13 protein-coding genes are annotated in these 19,037 nt (G+C 51.3%); 1 reads left to right on the forward strand and 12 read right to left on the reverse strand.

From position 1 onward, the window contains the following. Positions 1-118: 118 nt before the first annotated feature. From glgX to IAE30_RS02985, 5 genes are all read right to left on the reverse strand, one after another. Positions 119-2,194 (reverse strand): glycogen debranching protein GlgX, encoded by a 2,076-nt coding sequence (glgX, locus tag IAE30_RS02965; protein WP_200678266.1) that lies wholly within the window; start codon positions 2,192-2,194, stop codon positions 119-121. A gap of 41 nt (positions 2,195-2,235) precedes the next feature. Further along, positions 2,236-4,731: a malto-oligosyltrehalose synthase gene (gene treY, locus IAE30_RS02970; RefSeq protein ID WP_200678265.1), complete on the reverse strand. Its 2,496-nt coding sequence runs from the start codon at positions 4,729-4,731 to the stop codon at positions 2,236-2,238. Beyond that, complete coding sequence (gene treZ, locus IAE30_RS02975; protein WP_200678264.1) at positions 4,728-6,512, reverse strand: malto-oligosyltrehalose trehalohydrolase; 1,785 nt, start codon at positions 6,510-6,512, stop codon at positions 4,728-4,730. Before treZ ends, treY begins: the two co-directional genes overlap by 4 nt. A 243-nt stretch (positions 6,513-6,755) precedes the next feature. After that, positions 6,756-8,195, reverse strand: a complete 1,440-nt coding sequence (proP, locus tag IAE30_RS02980; protein WP_200678263.1) for a glycine betaine/L-proline transporter ProP — start codon at positions 8,193-8,195, stop codon at positions 6,756-6,758. 334 nt (positions 8,196-8,529) lie between these two features. Further along, positions 8,530-8,772 carry a hypothetical protein gene (locus tag IAE30_RS02985; RefSeq protein ID WP_200678262.1) on the reverse strand — a complete coding sequence of 81 codons (243 nt, stop codon included), beginning with the start codon at positions 8,770-8,772 and terminating at the stop codon, positions 8,530-8,532. Between the two features lie 199 nt (positions 8,773-8,971). On the opposite strand from IAE30_RS02985, the gene IAE30_RS02990 reads away from it, so the two are divergent. Continuing rightward, the gene (locus IAE30_RS02990; protein WP_200678261.1) at positions 8,972-9,445 is read left to right on the forward strand and encodes a DUF1203 domain-containing protein; all 474 of its coding nucleotides are present in this window, start codon (positions 8,972-8,974) and stop codon (positions 9,443-9,445) included. Positions 9,446-10,784: 1,339 nt separating this feature from the next. Here the strand turns inward: IAE30_RS02990 and IAE30_RS02995 are convergent. From IAE30_RS02995 to IAE30_RS03025, 7 genes are all read right to left on the reverse strand, one after another. Beyond that, a complete protein-coding gene (locus IAE30_RS02995) occupies positions 10,785-11,513 on the reverse strand; it encodes a fimbrial assembly chaperone (protein WP_200678260.1) in 729 nt (242 codons plus the stop codon). Beyond that, positions 11,479-12,765, reverse strand: coding sequence for a fimbrial usher protein StbD (gene stbD / locus IAE30_RS03000; RefSeq protein WP_234472676.1), 1,287 nt, complete (start codon positions 12,763-12,765; stop codon positions 11,479-11,481). Before stbD ends, IAE30_RS02995 begins: the two co-directional genes overlap by 35 nt. 36 nt (positions 12,766-12,801) lie before the next feature. Then, positions 12,802-15,363 (reverse strand): fimbrial outer membrane usher protein, encoded by a 2,562-nt coding sequence (locus IAE30_RS03005; RefSeq protein ID WP_370585454.1) that lies wholly within the window; start codon positions 15,361-15,363, stop codon positions 12,802-12,804. Continuing rightward, positions 15,335-16,072, reverse strand: coding sequence for a fimbria/pilus periplasmic chaperone (locus tag IAE30_RS03010; RefSeq protein ID WP_200678256.1), 738 nt, complete (start codon positions 16,070-16,072; stop codon positions 15,335-15,337). Before IAE30_RS03010 ends, IAE30_RS03005 begins: the two co-directional genes overlap by 29 nt. Before the next feature lie 60 nt (positions 16,073-16,132). Beyond that, positions 16,133-16,675 carry a fimbrial protein gene (locus IAE30_RS03015; protein WP_200678254.1) on the reverse strand — a complete coding sequence of 181 codons (543 nt, stop codon included), beginning with the start codon at positions 16,673-16,675 and terminating at the stop codon, positions 16,133-16,135. Positions 16,676-16,693: 18 nt separating this feature from the next. Then, positions 16,694-17,392 (reverse strand): LuxR family transcriptional regulator, encoded by a 699-nt coding sequence (locus tag IAE30_RS29980; RefSeq protein WP_234472659.1) that lies wholly within the window; start codon positions 17,390-17,392, stop codon positions 16,694-16,696. A 650-nt stretch (positions 17,393-18,042) separates the two neighbouring features. After that, positions 18,043-18,942: a LysR family transcriptional regulator gene (locus IAE30_RS03025; protein WP_200537539.1), complete on the reverse strand. Its 900-nt coding sequence runs from the start codon at positions 18,940-18,942 to the stop codon at positions 18,043-18,045. Positions 18,943-19,037 lie beyond the last annotated feature (95 nt).

Here is a 19,037-nt window from a genome sequence, read left to right on the forward strand (position 1 = left end):
AAAGTGCAACATTTCTAACCGGTTCGGCACTATTTAATAGTTCCAGTGAAAAATAGTGAATATTGTTAACCTCATCATCGTGCCGCTGTGACGACTTCACAGCGGCACCAGATTGATCTTAAGGCCTTCTAAACAGCGCCATGCTGCGGCCTTCCAGTTCGAAATCCTTCTCTTTGGTGATCACCAACCCCTTTTTAGCCGTATCGGAGGTGGTGAGTTCCAGCACCCAACCGCCTTCGCCAAATTGGGGGATGCGGAAGGGCACATTGCCTTCAAACGGATTGAACAGCATCAGCACATCGTGCCAGATGCCCTCTTCGGTTTGCAGATCGGGACGACCAATATAGACGCCAAGCGTGCTGCCCTCATCCCATTGGTCTTCCTGCTGGAAGCCGCCTCCGGCGTTAAACCACTTAATATCCATGCCGTCACGCCAGTTTTCACGGCGCAGCAACGGCTGTTTCGCCCTTAACGCCAGCAAATGACGGGTGAATTCGCGTAAGGCATCAGCGGATTCTGGCAGATTTTCCCAATGCAGCCAGGAAATTTCACTGTCCTGACAGTAACCGTTGTTGTTGCCCATCTGGCTGCGGCCAAACTCGTCACCGGCTAACAGCATCGGAGTGCCGTGTGAGAACAGCAGCGTCGCGAGGAAGTTACGCTTTTGCCGCTCACGCACCGCGTTGATGCCTTCATCATCAGTCGGACCTTCTGCACCGTAATTGTACGAACGATTATCGTTATGACCGTCATTGTTATCTTCACCGTTCGCGTCGTTGTGCTTCTCGTTGTACGACACCAAATCATTTAGCGTGAAGCCATCATGCGCGGTGAGAAAATTGATGCTGGCCCATGGACGACGGCCGCGTTGATCATAGAGATCGCCGGATCCGAGCAGACGTGCGGCAAAGTCGGTAGAGACGTTGTCGCCTTTCCAGTATTCGCGCACCGTATCGCGGTATTTATCGTTCCATTCTGCCCAGCCTGGCGGGAAGCCCCCGACCTGATAGCCGCCCGGGCCGATATCCCAGGGTTCGCCAATCAGTTTCAATTTCGACAGCACCGGGTCCTGCGTCATGGCATCAAAAAAGCCGCCACGCTGGTCGAAACCCTCCGGTTCGCGCCCGAGAATGGTGCCCAAATCAAAGCGAAAACCGTCGATATGCATCGATTCCGCCCAGTAACGCAAAGAATCCATGACCATCTGCAATACGCGCGGATGCGAGGTGTTGACCGTATTACCGGTACCGGTATCGTTAATGTAGTAGCGATGCTGATCCGGCAAAGTGCGGTAATAGGAGAAGTTATCAATGCCTTTGAACGACAGCGTCGGACCCAGTTCATTGCCTTCAGCCGTGTGGTTGTAAACCACATCGAGGATCACCTCGATACCGGCATCGTGGAAGGCGCGGACCATATCACGGAAGCCCTGAATGCCACGCGGACCAAAGTAGCGCGAGGCCGGGGCAAAAAACGCCAGTGAGTTATAGCCCCAGAAGTTTTTCAGCCCTTTATCGAGCAGATGCTGATCGTCCGGGAACCAGTGCACCGGTAACAACTCAACCGACGTAACACCGAGACTTTTGATGTATTCGACGGTGGCTTTGTTGCTCATGCCATCGTAAGTGCCGCGCATTTCAGGGGGCACTGCCGGGTTCAACTGGCTGAAGCCTTTAACGTGTGTCTCATAGATGACGGTCTGTGACCACGGGATAACCGGACGATTGCGGTCCTGCCAGTCAAATTCATTGGGATCGATCACCCGGCATTTTGGCGTAAAGGGCGCGCTGTCACGTTCATCGAAAGTCAGGTCTTTATCTTCATGCAGCAGGTCATAGGCAAAATGCGCATCGTTCCACTGGATATCACCCCGCAGCTCACGAGCATACGGGTCGAGCAACAGTTTGTTGGCGTTAAATCGGTGGCCGTTTTCTGGCTCAAACGGACCATGCACCCGATAGCCGTAAAGCGCGCCGGGCTGCAGGCCGGGAATGTAGCCATGCCAGACTTCATGGGTATTTTCCGGCAGGTCAAAACGCGCGATTTCGTGCTGACCGCTCTCGTCGTAAAGACACAATTCCACACGCTCGGCGAACGCTGAAAACAGGGCAAAATTGACCCCCTCGCCGTCATAATTTGCGCCAAGCGTTTGACCCGAACCCGCGATAATTTCTAAAGGCTTTGCGTTAGACATTCATTCCTCTCCATCCGATGAACAGAAATACAGGCTTGTTATTAACTGGCAATCAGCACCAGTGGCGCGTAAGGCGGTAAGTTATCTAAAGAAAGTTGTTCGTTAAGCGCGAAGGTTTCACCACTAAATAGGTTGCGATAGTGCCGATGAGCCAGCGACTCAGGCAGGGGAATGGACGTCTCAGCCCAGGTCGTGCTTTCCAGCATCAGACGGGGCGTCACGACGATCAGGCTGTTTTCACTATCCTGCCGTGCATAGGCAATCAGATGCTCCGGATGCGCGCCTGTGGCATACAACGGTTGATAATCGCCGAAACGAAACAGTTGCGGCTTATCCAGACGCAGGTGCAATAAGCGCGCAATCATCTGCTGTTTCAGTTTGCCGCTGCGCCAGTCTGCGGGCTGAGTGAAATCAGGACGGCTGCGATCAACAAGTTGCGCCTCCAGCACGGCGTAATCGGGCTCGCGACGGTTATCAGGGTCAACAAGACTGAAATCCAGCGCTTCGCTGCCCTGATAAATATCCGGTACGCCTGGCGCGGTGAGTTTAATCACCGTCTGAGTGAGACTGTTGATCAGGCCGGCATCGACGAAAGGTTGAATTGCCGCGAAGAAGTCCTTCAGGAATGCCTGGTTTTCTGGTGATAACAGATGCTGTGCGTAGCCCAGCACCGCCTGCTCGTAGGCTTCATCGCCTTCTGACCAGTCGGTACGCAACTTGGCTTCACGCAGTGCTTTCTCCACAAAAGGTAAAAAACGTGTCTCAAGGGCACGCAATCCTTCGTGGTCATCTGGATGCAAGGAAGCGGGCCACGCACCGGCCAGCGCTTGATACAGCATCCATTCCACTGCGGGTTCCGGGGCCGGGCCTTCGTTTAGGGTGAGCACCCTGGTTTGATTCAATTCACGCCAGCGCGTGACGTTCTCTGCCCAGCGTGCGGGTGCTTCGCTCAGCGAATAGAGTCGGGCCCGGGCATCTTCCCCACGTTTGGTATCGTGTGTTGACGTGGTCGAAAGTGCGTCGGGTTGATGATGCAACCGGTTTTGCATCTGCTGGTGGAAGTGTTCCACCGAGAAGGGATGCGGCAGCGGTTCCGCGCCGACTTCGTTGATGGCAAGGATGGCGTGATTGCGGAAGAACAGGGTGTCTTCCACCGATTTCGCCATCAACGGGCCGGTGAGTTGCTGGAAGCGCGTGCGGAAATCAGCGGCATCCGGTTCGCTTTGTTCCGAGACCGCACCGAGTAATATGGCCTGCAGGAAACTGAGTGCAGACGGGGACGCACTAAACTTCACCGTTTCCAGCACTTGCTGGAGAAGTGCTTCACCAGCCAGCGGCATGCCTGCCGGGCGACCATAGGTGCGGTAAACCGGGAAGGCAATGAGTAGCTCGCGCAGGGCAACATGCAGTTCTGCTTCGCCAAAATTGCGCTGTTCTAAATGTGCCACCCCGGTCGCGATCGCCAGCAGGCGTGAAAATTCACCGGCGAAGTTGCGATCAACCATCAATTCACGGGCGGCGCGCAGACCAGCACTGACATCATTCCGCTCTTCGGTGACGGCTTCATAGGCCAGATGCAATGCATCAATCTGGGTATCGTCGATCAACGCATGTGAAAGCGCAGCGATAAACTCATAGCCGGTGGTGCCGGAAATGGGCCATTCAGCCGGAATCTGCTCCTCTTCCGCCAGAATCTTCTCAACCGTGATGTAGCAATCTGCACCTGCGGCCTGGCGCAAACGCTGAAGATAACCTTGTGGATCGGCCAGACCATCAACGTGATCGACACGCAAACCACTCACAGCGCCGTTGTGAACCAGCTCCAGAATCAATGCGTGTGAGGCGTTGAACACGGCTTCATCCTCGACCCGTACGCCGACCAGCCCGGTGATTTCAAAGAAGCGTCGGTAGGAGAGATCTTTTCGTGCGTCACGCCAGTTGATCAACTGCCAGGGCTGCTGCTGATGCAACTCGGCAATGGCTGCGCGATCGTTGATGGCCAGCACCTCGTCGGCGCGACCTTGCCAGCTGGCGGGCGTCAGGGGATAAAAGCTGTCGTAGTAAGCCAGCGCCGGATGGCCGGTTTGCGGATGAGGTTGAATGCTCAATTCGTCGTTTTGCAGAACGCGTTCAAAATCTTCGCCGAGGAAGGGGAGCGTCAGGCGACGCGACCAATCGATATCGAAATAGCGCGCATACTGGCTGTTTTCGCCATGCTCAATCACATCGCGCCACCAGGTATTTTCCAGTGATGCCGCCATATGGTTTGGCACGATATCCAGAATAAAGCCGAGGCCTGCCTGCTGTAACGCCGCCGACAGTCGGTTAAAGCCGTCACGTCCGCCCAGAGCGGGATCGATCTCATTGGCATCGGTGACATCATAGCCGTGCGTGGAATCGGTGGTGGCAGTGAAGATTGGCGAGGCGTAAAGATGGCTGATACCGAGCCGCTGCAAATAAGGCAGCAGGGTAATGGCGCGATCGAAGGTCATGCCGTTGCGGAACTGAAGACGGTAGGTTGCTGAAGGAATCGTCATGCTTTTTCTCCCTGTGCCAGACGCACCACAATGGCATGTTGCGGCAACACATCATTCTCCTGCGGCCAGGCAAAAAGGGTTATGCCTGCCATGGTCGGTAAGGGTTGTGCCTGCTTACTGATATTCAGCGCCAATGAGAGCTCGCCCTGCGGGAACTGCCAGCTCACCGCGATAAAACCTTTGGCCGTTTTCAGCACCTTGCCACTGTGACCGCCCGCTTTATCCAGCAGCGGCACAATGTGGCGCTGACGCAATGCCAGCAATTGCCGGGAGAATGCCAGCCAGGCTTTGCCGTCTTCACTCTCCAGCTTGCTCCAGTCGAGTTTTGACCGATTGAAAGTCTCTTCCGCATTGGGATCGGGCACGCTGTCGTCATGGCCCGCATGGCCGGTAAACTCGCGCGCGCGTCCTTCACGCACTGCTTTGGCCAGATCGCCGTGGAAATCGGTGAAGAACAGGAATGGGTTGGTTTCGCCATACTCCTCGCCCATAAACATCAGAGGGATATGCGGTGACAATAACAGCGTGGCCAGCAGCACTTTGGTGCGATCGGTGCCGGCCAACGTAATCAAGCGATCACCCTGCGCGCGGTTGCCCACCTGATCGTGGTTTTGAATGAAGTCGACGAAGGCAACCGGGGGTTGTGCCGCACTGGGTACGCCGCGCCGTTGACCGCTCTGCGGCGAAATTTCGCCCTGATAGGCAAAACCTTCCGTCAGAATGCGCGCGATCAACTTTTCAGGGACATCGGCGAAATCCTGGTAGTAGGCATGGGTTTCACCGGTGGCAAACACATGGATGGCGTTGTGGAAATCATCATTCCATTCGCCGGTAAACAGCGGCGCATGGCCCTGCTTGTCGCGTGGATGCAGGAAGGTGACATTGCGTGAATCTTCAGTGGTGAGGTGGATAGGGCGGTCCGTTATCTCACGACGAATGCGTTCAGCGATCTCGATCAACGCATGTTGGCTGGAGGTATCTTCGATCTGATCGATGGCATCAAAGCGCAGGCCATCGAGGTGATACTCCTGCAACCAGTACAGTGGCGCTTCAACGATGTAACGACGTGCGGCATCAACATCATAAGCGATGCCTGCGCCCCAGGGTGTCATGCGTTCTTTGTGGAAGAAATCAGGGGCCAGCAGCGGCAGATAATTCCCTTCAGGGCCAAAGTGATTGAGCACAATGTCGAGCACCACCGACAGGCCGTGTCCATGTGCGGCATCTACGAAGGCTTTGAAATCATCCGGCGAGCCGTAAGCGGAATGCGGCGCATACAACAGCACGCCGTCGTAACCCCAACCGCGATTACCACCAAACTGCGATACCGGCAGCACCTCGATCATGGTGATACCGAGCGTTTGCAAGTAGGGCAAGCGGGCAATAGCGGCCTGAAAGGTACCTTCGGGTGTGAAAGTCCCGATATGCAGTTCGTACACCACCGTTTCTTGCCAGGCGTGTCCGCGCCAATCGGTGTGTTGCCACGCATAGTGACGAGGGTCGATCACCACTGAAGGGCCATTCACCTCGGATTGCTGTGCGCGCGCGGCAGGATCGGGCACCTCCGTGCCATCCGCCAGGACAAAATGGTAGGTCGCACCGGGTTGTATGCCACTCAGTTGCCGTTGATACCAGCCGTCGTCGGAGGCTGACATAGGGTGATCGCCATCGGCGAGACGCAAGGTAATCTGTTGCTGACCTGGTGCCCACAAGCGAAATAGCACGCTGCCATCTGCCTGAATCTCAGCTCCCCAGGATTTTTCAAATGATCTGAATTCCATTCAATTGCCTCGTTTAACCCTCGCAAGGGCAATGGACGACACCAAGCGGTCTACGTTCCGTTTAAAGATGCTGGCTGATTACGATTTACAGCGGGACGACACGAAATGACTGAGAACAGATCATAGTCGATATTTTGCGCTTTTCTGGCGCGAACAGATGGGTTTAGGAAATTATCGACGCCTTGCGCTTCGCTAATCAGGGAAGGATATAGAAGAAAGGCGACCTGATGGCCGCCTCGAAGATTATGCTGGTTTATGTTGCTGGACCTTGCGGCCGCGCTGCTTACGTAATTTATCTATCAGCTTATGCGCTTCCGCCTTATTGGCAACAGCAGGAGACGAGCCTTTCAACGGCTTGCGCGCTGTTTCACTGAGCGTTAACACAGTAATCAGGCCGACAACCCCGGCTCCCATCATGTAATAAGCGGGCATCATGGCATTGTGTGTGGTGTCCACCAGCCAGGCAGTGATCAACGGTGTGGTGCCGCCAAACAACGACACCGACAAGTTAAAGCCAATCGCTAATGCGCTATAGCGAATGTCGGTGACAAACAGTGCCGGTAGCGTGGCGGGCATGGTGCCGCTAAAACAGGTATGTAATAAACCTAATATGGCCAGGCCGGCAAATACCAGCATCATATTACCTGAGCCAATCAGCATATAGCTGGGAATAGCCAGCAGGATTAATCCCAATGCCCCTAAGCCAATGACCGGCTTACGGCCCATGCGGTCGGTTAAATGTCCCCACATCAACGTTAATGGCATCATAATAAACATAATGACCATCACCAGCATCAGCCCGGATAATTCACTCATACCCAATACGCCGGTTAAATAGCTAGGCATATAGGCAGTTAACATATAATTGGATACGTTAAATAACAGCACCAGACCAATGCATTTTAACAACGGTTTACTCTGTACACGCAGCATCTGCAACAAGCTCAGTTGAGGCTTATTGTGTTCAAGCTCTTCTCGCTTATCCATATGCTCTTTAAATGCCGGCGTCTCTTCCAGTTTCAGGCGAATATAGAGACCAAATAATCCCAGAGGTGCGGCGAGGAAAAACGGAATACGCCAGCCCCAATCCATCATGGCCTGATGCGGTAATAGCGCAATCATGCCGGTGACCAGGCTGGCACCGAGCAGGTAACCCGCCAGTGTACCGAATTCCAGGAAGCTGCCCATAAAACCACGGCGCTTATCGGTGGAGTATTCCGCGATAAAGGTCGCTGCGCCACCGTATTCGCCGCCGGTGGAGAAACCCTGCACCAGACGCGCCACCAGCAACAGAATCGGCGCGGCAATACCAATACTGGCATAGCTGGGAATCAGGCCGATGCAGAAGGTGCCGATCGACATCATGATCATGGTGAAGGCGAGCACTTTCTGCCGCCCAAAGCGATCGCCTAACGGCCCAAATACCATGCCTCCGATCGGACGAACTAAAAACGCGGCGGCAAAGGTACCGAAAGAGGCGATTAACTGCGCAGTATTACTGGCGCCGGGGAAAAAGACCTGGCCGATAATTACAGCAAGATAGCTATATACGCCAAAATCAAACCATTCCATGGTATTGCCTAGCGCAGCAGCGCTCACAGCGCGTTTGAGTAATTTATTATCAATAACCGTAATATCATCTACGGTTAAGTCAGATTGTTTAGAAATCGTTCCGGTGCTCATAAACCTCCATGAGTAAAATTAGAGCGATCTTATAGCTTTCGCAGCCGAATAATTCACCAATGGAAATGAAAGCTATAAGAGGCTGAAAGGCGGACACCTTAGGAAAATTTTTTAAGATGTGCAAGTTTGAGACATATATCCTTGCATAAAAGCGTAGCGATGAAGGTATATTCTGTCAAAGTGATCTCAGGGTGAAATAATTGATTGTGTCGTGATGGAGGGGTTGGGTTTTATATTGCGCTATATTATGCGGTGACACTATGCTAGTGAGTTAATTATGCTGCGGTTATTCATATCGCATAAGATTCAGCTGCACAACGCAGGTGAAGGAAAATCATTTGAACAGCGCATTCACGATGGAGGTAAATACTGACCCTGTAACGAAAGCATGATGAGTAATATTGTCTTGGTTTTGGACATCCGCTAACCGCTTTAACGCCGCTTCTGGCGTCGCTGCTTCGATCTCTTCATCTAACTTTTTATAGCCTTGTGAAATGAGTAAGACGGCGCTCTCAACATCGGATCTCTCGACGGTGGCTACGACCTCATCTTTTTTATAGAAGATGTAATCTGGCATGGTCAAATTCCCGTGTAAACATGCAAATGCAGCGTTTTCATGATTGATGTCGACTACTTTAGCAAACACAGGCTGATTGAGCTAAGTCGGTTGATGCAGTTGCGGGTGTAATCAATAATTCTCTGACTGTTTCCAGCGAGCAAGAGAGGGCTCGATAACGTTTACTGCTGATGAACCCATGTTAAGAGCAGGAGGCAGTATGCATTACATTATCAGCGGATTGAATAGCAGCGATTTCGCCCATTTATACGGGCAGGATGATGAATATCTGGCGCAGTACAACGCACGCAGAGTGTTAGCTAGCCACAACTCGGCTTTGCCAGACCGTATTGGTTTGAAGGATGTTCCCTCGGGCGAGAACGCAATCTTACTCAATCACACTTATCAACCCGCGCAATCACCCTACCAGGGGAAGCACGCTATTTTCATTCATGAAGGCTGTACTCAATCTGGTCTATTCCATAACGAGATCCCGGAGTATCTCGTTAAGCGTCAACTCTCATTGCGGGCTTTCAATCATGAGCACTGTATTATCGCCGCAGAGTTGGTGACGGGCGATGCAGTGGAGCAAACAGTTTTAGCGTTGCTGCAGCGGCCTGAAACCGTTTATGTCCACGCCCATAGTGCGCGATTCGGCTGCTATCTGGCGGCAATTCATCAGCAGCAAGGTTAACTCACTCTTACGGCCTGCACCAAAGCGCTGTTCCTGGTACGCTGGTGTGGTGTAGCCGACAGCCAATAGCGTCTTACCACTCATCCCGCAGTGCCGGCCTGCTGAGCATCCTGAGGGAGCGAAGCAGGTTTTTTTCGTTTTAAAGACCTGCTTACGATCACAATTCAGTTCATCTTCACCATGAGCATTTACACTACTGCAAGGGGCCAACGAAATATCAGCCGCGTGTCTTCGTAACAAGTGCAATGGGCTGCGGACTAACCAATGAGGTGGTACTCGCTGATGCACTGCGTTATTTGCCTGCGACGACTATCAAGCTCAATTAACAACTTCATTAAAATATTGTCGTAACGCCCACATAAATGAGCGCTGCTAATAGGGTGATTGAAATATAAAAATGAATTTTATTCGGCTATTGCAATCGCCGCCTATTACATTGAAAGGGTTTCGCAATACCAGATATTCTTACTGATGCCTGTAAGGGTAATCGGTAAATATAATGTGGAATTTCTTACATTGAACTGTTTTTCGTGAAATATTGCGTCGTCATTGAGCAGAAGATTTTGTGATGTAACTCCAAAAAATGGATAAATTACTCCAGTGAACAGGTAATAATAAAATAAATTTAAAACAATGACTTGATTATTTTATTTTAAGGTCTTTGGTGGTATTTCATACAAAATGGAAGCTTTGTGTAAAATATGAATTTGCAAGAGCTTATTAAATGATGTTTTACTGTTGCTGCTGAATCTTTCTCACTAAGAATGATGGAAGTGACAAATCCTCTGGAAACTGTCATTCCAGCGAATTGGACGATTCCTGTTATCGATAGCTGTTATTTCCCCACTCATTAGCCTTGAGTGGGTGCTGATAGGTGAACTATGTATTTATTAACAAAATGCTTTATTTTATCTGTGCTTATTATGATTGGGAATTGGTTTTTGAGTGGGGCCTGCATTGTTCCTGGCTTTATTGATTACACGCCACAATATGAACTCTCTAAGATGATTGTCATGATAACATCGTTAACGACATTTATTACGCTAGGTCTTAAGTTGAATAAATATATCGCGCGTAAATTTGATCTGACACGCTGATTGATTACCACTATGGATGATGGCTTGATGAACACGGCCAAACCTTTGGCATGTAGTCGTAAATATATCCCTTTTCGTACTAATGTTTTTATCTACAGCTTTACCGCTAGATTTCCCCGATCGTGTCGAATGATAAACGAAGCAAGTGTGAATCGGGCTATTCGGGCACTCAACATCACGCGCATCATTGTTGCGCACCGAAAAAGCACGATAGAGTCTGCAGACAGAATTATTACCCTTGATTAATGGTCCTGTTCAAATGTGCGGGTAGTAAAACTCACTGGATTGCCCCTATCGTCAATAACTTCATACTGGACCGTCTCGCTGGGAAGTAAGGCGTGTGTTGATAATAGGGTTTGCTTTGTAAAAGGCGCCACCAGCACATCATCCACTTTGAACTTATTGGCAATATGTAATCTTAAGCTCATATACCACGCCGTTGGATTCTCTACTGTTAGCTGGCGTTCGTGCACGACAAATCGCAGCTTCTGCACATCTTCAGGCTGAGGCGCACCTAGCGCCGCCGGTCGGATAAAAATCTTAAGCCGCAATCGCAACGGCAACAGGATTTTTTGTTCGGCGCTGCCGGTTTGCCTGCTCAGCGCGGGAATCTGATAAATATTCAGCCAGTAAAGGCTCTCACGATCCTCCGGCAGTGACTGGCGTGAAGTAAGCACCAGACGAATCGCACGCTGCTCATCGGGTGCGAGTTTCATCATCGGCGGCATGGCAAAAATGGGCGCAGTACTCAATTCCGGGGACTGCATCAAATCACCGTCATCGCTCCAGATCTGCACCACGGAGGGGGTATCAGCACCGTTTTTTATATTTAGCGCCTGGCTGCTCTCACCGGCATTAAAAATGATGCGTGTTCTATCCACATTCACCACGGCCATGGCGTGAACGGCGAATAACAGGCTGCTCAACGCCAATGTGTTACTGAAAACTGACCACAACTTGCAACTGCGCATTGACTGTCCCTGCTGTCACTGTTTGTCCACTTAAGGCTTCAAGCGAAGCCAAAAAATCACCGCTGTAAATATTGCTGCTGCCGGAAGAGACCAGCGAGGTGAGATCGGTATAGGCATACCAGCCGCGCGTATTCCCGCTGCCAGTGCTGGCGAGGTTGGGCAATAAATTAATGGCAGAACCACTAGCGTTATAAATTTTAATGCCCACACCCGAGGCCACGCCGCTGCTGCCATATTGATTATCCAGCAGCCAGGTTAATCCACCGCCGCTGGTGGTCAAACCTAACTGTGTCGCCTGTGTCACCGCATTGGGCTGATTCACCAGCAAGCCCATCGCGACATTGGCGGCAGTGCTGGTGGAGGTACTGGTGCTGGATCGCGCGCCCGTTTCACACTGCAATGTGATGGAAAACGGTACCTGGCTGCTGCCGCCCGCCTTGAGCGCATTCACGCTAATGGTCGGCAACAGCACCACAGAAGGGTAGTTTTGTACTTCACACAGCGCGCCACGCACATAGGTCACGTTGCGATAAGTGCTCCAGGCGGCGGGCCAGTTGCCGTAAAATCCGTACCAATAGCTGGCGCTGTCCTGGCCTACCGCCAGACTGTTGGTGTCCAGACCTGGGCCTTTGAAAGCAATGTAGCCGCGCGGTTGCGTCCAAAGATCGCTATAGCGGTTATCGCCATTGGCGTAATAGCTGGTTGAACTGATTTTGAACATCTCGTACAGCACATTGCTAAACGCGCTGGCCGGAATGTAAATGTAGGTGCCGTCGGAGTACCAACTGTCAGCGGTAAACTGGCGTGACTTCCAGTAACGACTGTAATACTCGCCAGTGCTCAGATTGGTCATGCGCACCGCCACGTTTTTCGCCACGTCGTAATAAGCCCCGCTGACCTCGCTGCTGGCGTACATGCCGGCATAAGCGCTGTCGCCGTTGGTGGCGTACATCTCATACAGACTGCCTGCATCCGCCACCGCACAGCGGTAGAGGATTTGATTGGGGCTGTAATCGGTGTTGCTGGCGGCGCTGAGAAACGACCCCACTGAACTCGCCAGCAATGACCCTGCGGGCTGAAATGAGGTGCCGCTGTTAATACTGATTACTGAAGGCAATCCCACGTTGCCTGAACAGGTATCACAGGCACCTGCCCAGGAGGCTGCGGTATAGCCTGCAGCTTTAGCGGCGGCAGAGAGTGATGAAGTGCTGGTGACTTTGATGCAATTAGCCCATGACGTCAGGGGCAGCATCAGCAGCACAACCAGGAGAGAGTTAATTTTCACTTGTTATAGCGTCCTGCAAGTACCATTGAGAAGTATAAGCGCCTGTTGCGCCTTTCCGGTGATTTGATAATTGACGGCGCAGCGTTGAGTATTGCCATCCCAGCTGATTTGCAGACTGCCGGAGTCATGCGGAACGCGCGCGTAAAGTTGGCTTCCCTGACCGACAACGCCAATCACGGTGTTGGAGGCATCACGCACTTCGGCGCCCATCGGCGGTGCCATTCCCTCGGTGGTATTCAGTGAAATCAACACTGCGGTGCCGCGTAAGGTGGCAAAACTAACCTGACTCACGGCACCAGCGTAAGGAACCACACGCTGGCTTCCGCCGTTTAACTCGGCATCGGCGCGCATGTGCAACGTATCGAGGCTGACCGTGTTTTCACGATAAGGAGTGAGTGAGGGCAACAGCGCATATCCGTTGCGGTCGATAATTGCACCTTGCCCGTTTTGAACCGCCGCACCTTGCGCGCCCTCTGCATGGATCAACGCGAATGTATCGCTGGTGAAAGGCCCAGCGGTGAGACCGCCACGATGCAGCAGTAAAGTGCCAGACGTACCCAAACCGACCTGGCGATAGTGATCCCCCTGGCCGTAGTTGGCGCGGACTGCGCCAAAACGGGTGTTTTGCTGCAGGTTGCCCCCAAAGGAGCTTGCTTCTCCGTTGACGCCATTGCGGTAATGCTCAGTTCCTCCGTAGAGCGAATAGGAGAAATCGCGCTGTTCGCCTGCTGAACCGGTCAGTGACACCATCGAAGACTGGCTCTGTTTTGACTGGTTGTAGTTGTAGGCCAGAGACGAAAGCCCCGCGCCCCAGTTAAGCGGCACTGAAATATTCACTGACAGGGTATTTTCGCTGTATCGCTGCTGGCGGCTGCTGTCGAGGTTATCGTTGACGCTCACGTTGAATTGCTGGGTATTCCACCAGGTGCGTTGACGCGCCACATTGATACCGTAACTGATATTGCGCCAGCTGTTGCTATAGCCAAACTGCAACTGGGTGATGCGTGACTGGTTGTTGTAATAGTCGGCCGTGCTGGCGCTTAAACTGACCAAGCCATACGCATCCATTGACTGGCTGAGTGTCGCCGATAAGCGATTACGCTGGTTGAGCGAGTCTGAGTAGTAGCTGATGTCCGCTTGTTGCTGGCGCCGAACCCCTAAGACATCCTGCAGGTCGCGAAATCCACGAGTCGAATATCGATAGGCGGCGAGTACCAGGTTGGTGCCAGTTTGAAAGGTTTTGCTGTAGCTCAACTCTGCACGCCAACCCGAGGTGCGCTGGTCATTTTCTGCCTTTGCCAGGGAAAACGTGGTGTTGAGACCTAATGCACCTGCGCCGGTTGCCCAGACACCGCCCAGAAGCCACGCCTGGTAATCTTCCGCCAGCCGTGAACCGACCGTTGCCGTCAAACTATTGCTCACGCCGTGCTGCATCACGCCTTCAAAGAAAGCATTATTAACGGCGTAATATTGGCGGACACGGCCCAGGGCCAGCGAGTAATGCCAGTTGCCCGGACGCACCGAATCAGGAACCGAGGAGTAGGGCACCGTGAAGGTGGCGATTTTACCGTTGGCTTCAATCACCTCAACCTCAAAATCTCCCTGGCTGCGAGTGTTGTTGAGATCATCAATGATAAACGGGCCAGGCGGTACCACCGTCTCATAGATCACTTTGTTCAACTGTTTTACGACCACCCGGGCGTTAGTGGTGGCGATGCCGCGGATTTCAGGAGCGTAACCGCGCCTGCCTTGCGGCCACATACGTTCGTCAGTGGCGAGTTTCAGGCCATTAAATGGCAGACTGCCAAACAGCGAACTGTCGGTGTAACTATCGCCAAGGGAGATCTGGCTATTGATCGACGCTAACGGCCGTTGCACCCAGGTTCGCACCTTGTTGTAGCGATAGCTGCTGCCACCCAGACTGCTGCTGAGGTAGCGGAGATTGCCCTGATGACGCAACTGCCAGGTGGCGATGTTGGTGCCTGCGGTGATCCCGCTCCACAGGTATTGATAGCGGTAGGCGGCAGCACTGTTTTCTGTCCAGGTGTAATTGGTGTTATGGCGCAGGAACAACGCCGTCATCCCGGCATCCCACTGTTCGGGTGGAATATAGCCGCGTGGCGTGCGGTTAAGCGCTGACAGGGGCAAGGTGATATTCAGGCGTAATGCGGCGGCATCAAAATCCCAGTTGCCTTGCGGCGTCCAGTCGCTAAGGGGAGCGCATTGATGAGCTATTTGCCGCGTGATGTTTTTTAACTGCATCTGTTTAATCAACGCAAAGGGCAAGCACGGCTCTACCACTTTCCCTGGTGCGGAGGGCAAAAATTCCAGCTTCACGCTGGATGACACGAGTCTATTATTTAAATAAACGTCGACCAGATAATGGCCCGCCGGCAACTCGCTTTGGTTGAATTGCGCGATGTTTTGACCGAAAGCCGAGCCTTTAAACAGCGACGGGTCAAAATAATATTCATCGCTATAGACGGGCGTTGAACAATAGAATGAAACGGTCAGCACGAATAAGGGGAGTTTCAATTCACTGGGAGTTGATGGGGTAACTTTCACTTATTCTGGCTCCCTGATCGTTAATCGCGTCGAGTTTGACGCTGCCTACACCCTGTAGGCGTTGTTTGGTATGACTGAACCAGCAGGTATGTGTGGAAAAGGGGGCAACCATCACGGGTTCGCACTCAACGTTTTTCCCCATCATGCGTATCGAAATAGCGACGAATGAAGCATGCCAGGGCTGCGCATTATCGATCTGCAGTCCGCTGCCTTTATGAGGATCAGAAAGAGTGCGGACTTTTATGCCGTTTAAAATATTTCCCGGTTTGCCTATAGCCGCAGGACGATAAAAAAATTTCACCCGATTGCGCAGCATCACCGTCATGGCATTTTTATCTGCGGCAGCCTGTGATGTGGGCGGAATTTGCAGCATGTTAAACCAGTAAACGGACTCTCTGTCCTGCGGCAGTTTCTCTGACTGGCTCAGGACAATACGCGCGACCTGCCCTGATTTCGGCTGAATACGAAATACCGGTGGAGTGGTAATAAAGGGTACGCGATTAATCTGCTGCGGTTTGGCATCCATATCGCCATCATCAAACCAGGTCTGGATAACATAGGGAATGTTATCGTCATTTTTAAATTGAATATTGATGGAGCTGGCTGGCGCCGGATAAATAATACGACTGCCCAACAGCGTGACGCTTGCAGTCGCCGTCGCTGACATTGTGCTAAGCAATAAAGCACCAAAAATATTTCGTAAAGACATACGCAGGGTCTCGTGGAAATTTACGTACGCCCAAATAGCCGGGCGCACGCTGAAGATTTATTATTGGTAAGTCACCGCATATTGTAATGAAGCAGCCACGGTACCCGCGGCCGCAACGCCATTGGCATAATATTGTGCGTTATAGGTCGCTGAAGATTCGGTTTCATCGGCGGCAAGGGTCAGGTCGCCATCGCCGGTATAGCCTCCCGTCAGGTTGATCACAGCGTCTTTGCTATCCACCAGCTGGACTTCAACATTCTGCGCAGTACCGGTGTTCGCCAGGTTGCCATTGGCCGTCACGTTATTACCGACAAATACTGTTGAAATTTTTGTCGATGAAGCGGAGTTAGCGGTGCATCCGGTTAAACCGACGGTGAAGGCCGTCTGTCCGGCAACATTGCCACTGGCCGACAGATCGGATTTGCTCACGGTGGGCATCAGCACCACCGGTGAGGCCGCATTGCCATTCACCGATATAGAACAGGTTTCATCAGAGACTTCACCCTGGAAGTTAATGGTGTTATCGGAAGCTGCACCCGCAGAGGCCGAGAACAGTACACAGGTGATAACCAGTGAAAGCAGTGTTTTATGTGTTTGCGTCATTTCGTTTAATCCTTTTACTTAGTGACCCGAGATCAGCTGATTAAGGCTGGTACCGGTCTTCCGTCGAATCGAATCTTTGATGTTGTAGATCTTTTTCATCTCATGGTTCATTGCTATCGAAATGGCAGAAAGTGAATTCCCTTTTAAGGCTAAATCCAGAAAGGTGACTTCCTCATTCGACAGTGAATTAACTCTCCTTATTGTGCCTCCTTTTAAACCATAATAGGTACTGTTAATCACTTTCTTGATATCCTCTAACCGATCTTCACAATAAATAACCGAGTGGATTCCCTCTCTCTTTATCCAATGTGCAGCCAGAGCAGCCAGTGGACGATCGGAGACTAAAATGATTGTGAGTCCGGTGGATTTCAAATAATCAATCCAGTTTTTATTGGTGAGATAACGTAAGTTTTCTCGCGAAAAATCAACGAATATACATCCCCGGCAAAACACACTTTCGTAGCGACCGGCCACTAATGACAACACACCTTTAATCAGGTAATGGTTGTTCCCCGGCCAAATCGCAATTTTCTGTATCGGGCAGCGATTAAGAATATCGTTGTTTCGGTTCGTCAGCTGGCAGCCATATTTACAACTGGCACAGCGTAAGTCCTCTCGTGTTGTATTTTTCATAACAAACTCATCCGCTCCTGTAAGAGCTGCGGATATCCTGGCAGGATAGTTGTTCTTATTCAACGAGTTAAGAAATTTAGTCATTTCCTGTCCTCAGAAAAGTCTTAGGTTGTACGGGGTAGCGTTTCTTTAAAATGTCATTGTCTTTTCTCCACTTGGCATGCCAGTCATCGCTTCATACCTCTATCGAGTTAAGAACTTTCTAATTCCTCCAGGATTAATGGCGAAAATCAGTGGTTAAGATCAAAAATCAGATAGCATTAATTGCTAAATAATTTAATCTTCGGCAGTGATTAACTGAGGCATCTTCAATGTGATAAGTTGTTTTTTAGGGGCTTTTAATTGGTGTTTAAGTAATGGAAACTGCCTCAAATCTATGAAGTGTGATGCAGCGAGGTAATGGAGTAATGAAGTTCACCTTGCGGAAGGGGATATTTCGCTCTCTTAAGAATATTCTTACACCTAATGCGTGGCGGATTTGATCCTAAAATGTCCAGATGGATGCATTTTTTGACATGCGATTAGCAGACCTGCGACTGCTTTGGTTAATGTAATTAATCAAAGCGGATAAATGCTCTGACCCTTAACCCTGATTTATCGACGAATTATTTAGTTTTTTTAAATCGATTAGTAATCGCGGGTGTTCATATCAAACATAATGAATGACCTGTTTTCTTTGCAGGAAAACGAAACCAATATTGTCTGGTTGAGGCTATGTTGTGAATTAAACGACATTACAAGTCGGGCCAGCGACATTCATCACGCATGGTTTGCGCTAATGCGGAGGCAGCGTGGGAAAGTTGGTGCTGTTTCAATCGCAAAATACCCACTCGTCGCTCAATGTGTGGCGCGACCAGCGGTACACAAACCGCGCCGAGTTCTCGCATCTGCTGAATGCAGAGTGCAGGTACGGCGCTGGCCCCCAAACCACTGGCGACCATTTTTCCCACGGTGACCAATTGATGACTCTCGTAAGCAACGTCGAGTCTTCTGCCTGCCTGAGCCAGTGACTGCTCAAGCAGCAGACGCACCGCTGAAGGGCGTTGCAACGTAATGAAATCCAGATGCAGCAGTTCACGCCAGCTCAGCTGTGGCTTATCCGCTAGCGGGCTATCAGCGGGCACCACGGCAACAAAGCGGTCGCTGCCCAGCGGGGTGAAGTGCAGCGCATCGGCCAGTTCGGGTTCAAAGGCGACGCCCATCTCTACACGCCCCTCCTGCACCATCTCCAGCACTGTCTCATTTATGACGTCATGCACCGAGATATTGACGCCTGGATAGCGCTGACGAAAGGCCTTCAGCACCGCAGGCAGCAGGTTGCCAGCAAACGAGGGCATGGCGGCAATCGACACTTTTCCCAACTGCAGCGTGAAGCGCAGATGCATCGCCTCTTCGGCGTTTTCCCAGTCTGCCAGCAGTCGTCGCGCCATCGGGAAAAAAATCTCACCTTCCGGGGTCAACGAAACATGGCGCGTGGTACGCATAAATAACGGTCCGCCCAACGCTTCTTCAAGTCCGCTGATCGCCAGGCTTAACGCCGGTTGCGAAATCGCCAGGCGTTCGCTGGCTTGGGCAAAACTCAAAGTGTGAGCGACCGCTAAGAATGCACGTAACTGCTTGATAGTCATTTTCATTTTTTAATTTGTTAACTTTATGTAAAACAAAGATTAATGGAATATTAATAAAAAAAATAAATGAAAGGCCAATAAAAACAAAATTAACAAATCAT

Origin of the sequence: Pantoea sp. S61, assembly GCF_016625145.1 — a bacterium.
GTDB lineage: Bacteria > Pseudomonadota > Gammaproteobacteria > Enterobacterales > Enterobacteriaceae > Pantoea > Pantoea rwandensis_B.

Bases quoted from the DNA above. Each gene is read 5' to 3' on its own strand.
- glgX (WP_200678266.1), bottom strand. From the start codon at position 2,194: ATGTCTAACGCAAAGCCTTTAGAAATTATCGCGGGTTCGGGTCAAACG.
- treY (WP_200678265.1), bottom strand. From the start codon at position 4,731: ATGACGATTCCTTCAGCAACCTACCGTCTTCAGTTCCGCAACGGCATG.
- treZ (WP_200678264.1), bottom strand. From the start codon at position 6,512: ATGGAATTCAGATCATTTGAAAAATCCTGGGGAGCTGAGATTCAGGCA.
- proP (WP_200678263.1), bottom strand. From the start codon at position 8,195: ATGAGCACCGGAACGATTTCTAAACAATCTGACTTAACCGTAGATGAT.
- IAE30_RS02985 (WP_200678262.1), bottom strand. From the start codon at position 8,772: ATGCCAGATTACATCTTCTATAAAAAAGATGAGGTCGTAGCCACCGTC.
- IAE30_RS02990 (WP_200678261.1), top strand. From the start codon at position 8,972: ATGCATTACATTATCAGCGGATTGAATAGCAGCGATTTCGCCCATTTA.
- IAE30_RS02995 (WP_200678260.1), bottom strand. From the start codon at position 11,513: ATGCGCAGTTGCAAGTTGTGGTCAGTTTTCAGTAACACATTGGCGTTG.
- stbD (WP_234472676.1), bottom strand. From the start codon at position 12,765: ATGCTGCCCCTGACGTCATGGGCTAATTGCATCAAAGTCACCAGCACT.
- IAE30_RS03010 (WP_200678256.1), bottom strand. From the start codon at position 16,072: ATGTCTTTACGAAATATTTTTGGTGCTTTATTGCTTAGCACAATGTCA.
- IAE30_RS03015 (WP_200678254.1), bottom strand. From the start codon at position 16,675: ATGACGCAAACACATAAAACACTGCTTTCACTGGTTATCACCTGTGTA.
- IAE30_RS29980 (WP_234472659.1), bottom strand. From the start codon at position 17,392: ATGACTAAATTTCTTAACTCGTTGAATAAGAACAACTATCCTGCCAGG.
- IAE30_RS03025 (WP_200537539.1), bottom strand. From the start codon at position 18,942: ATGAAAATGACTATCAAGCAGTTACGTGCATTCTTAGCGGTCGCTCAC.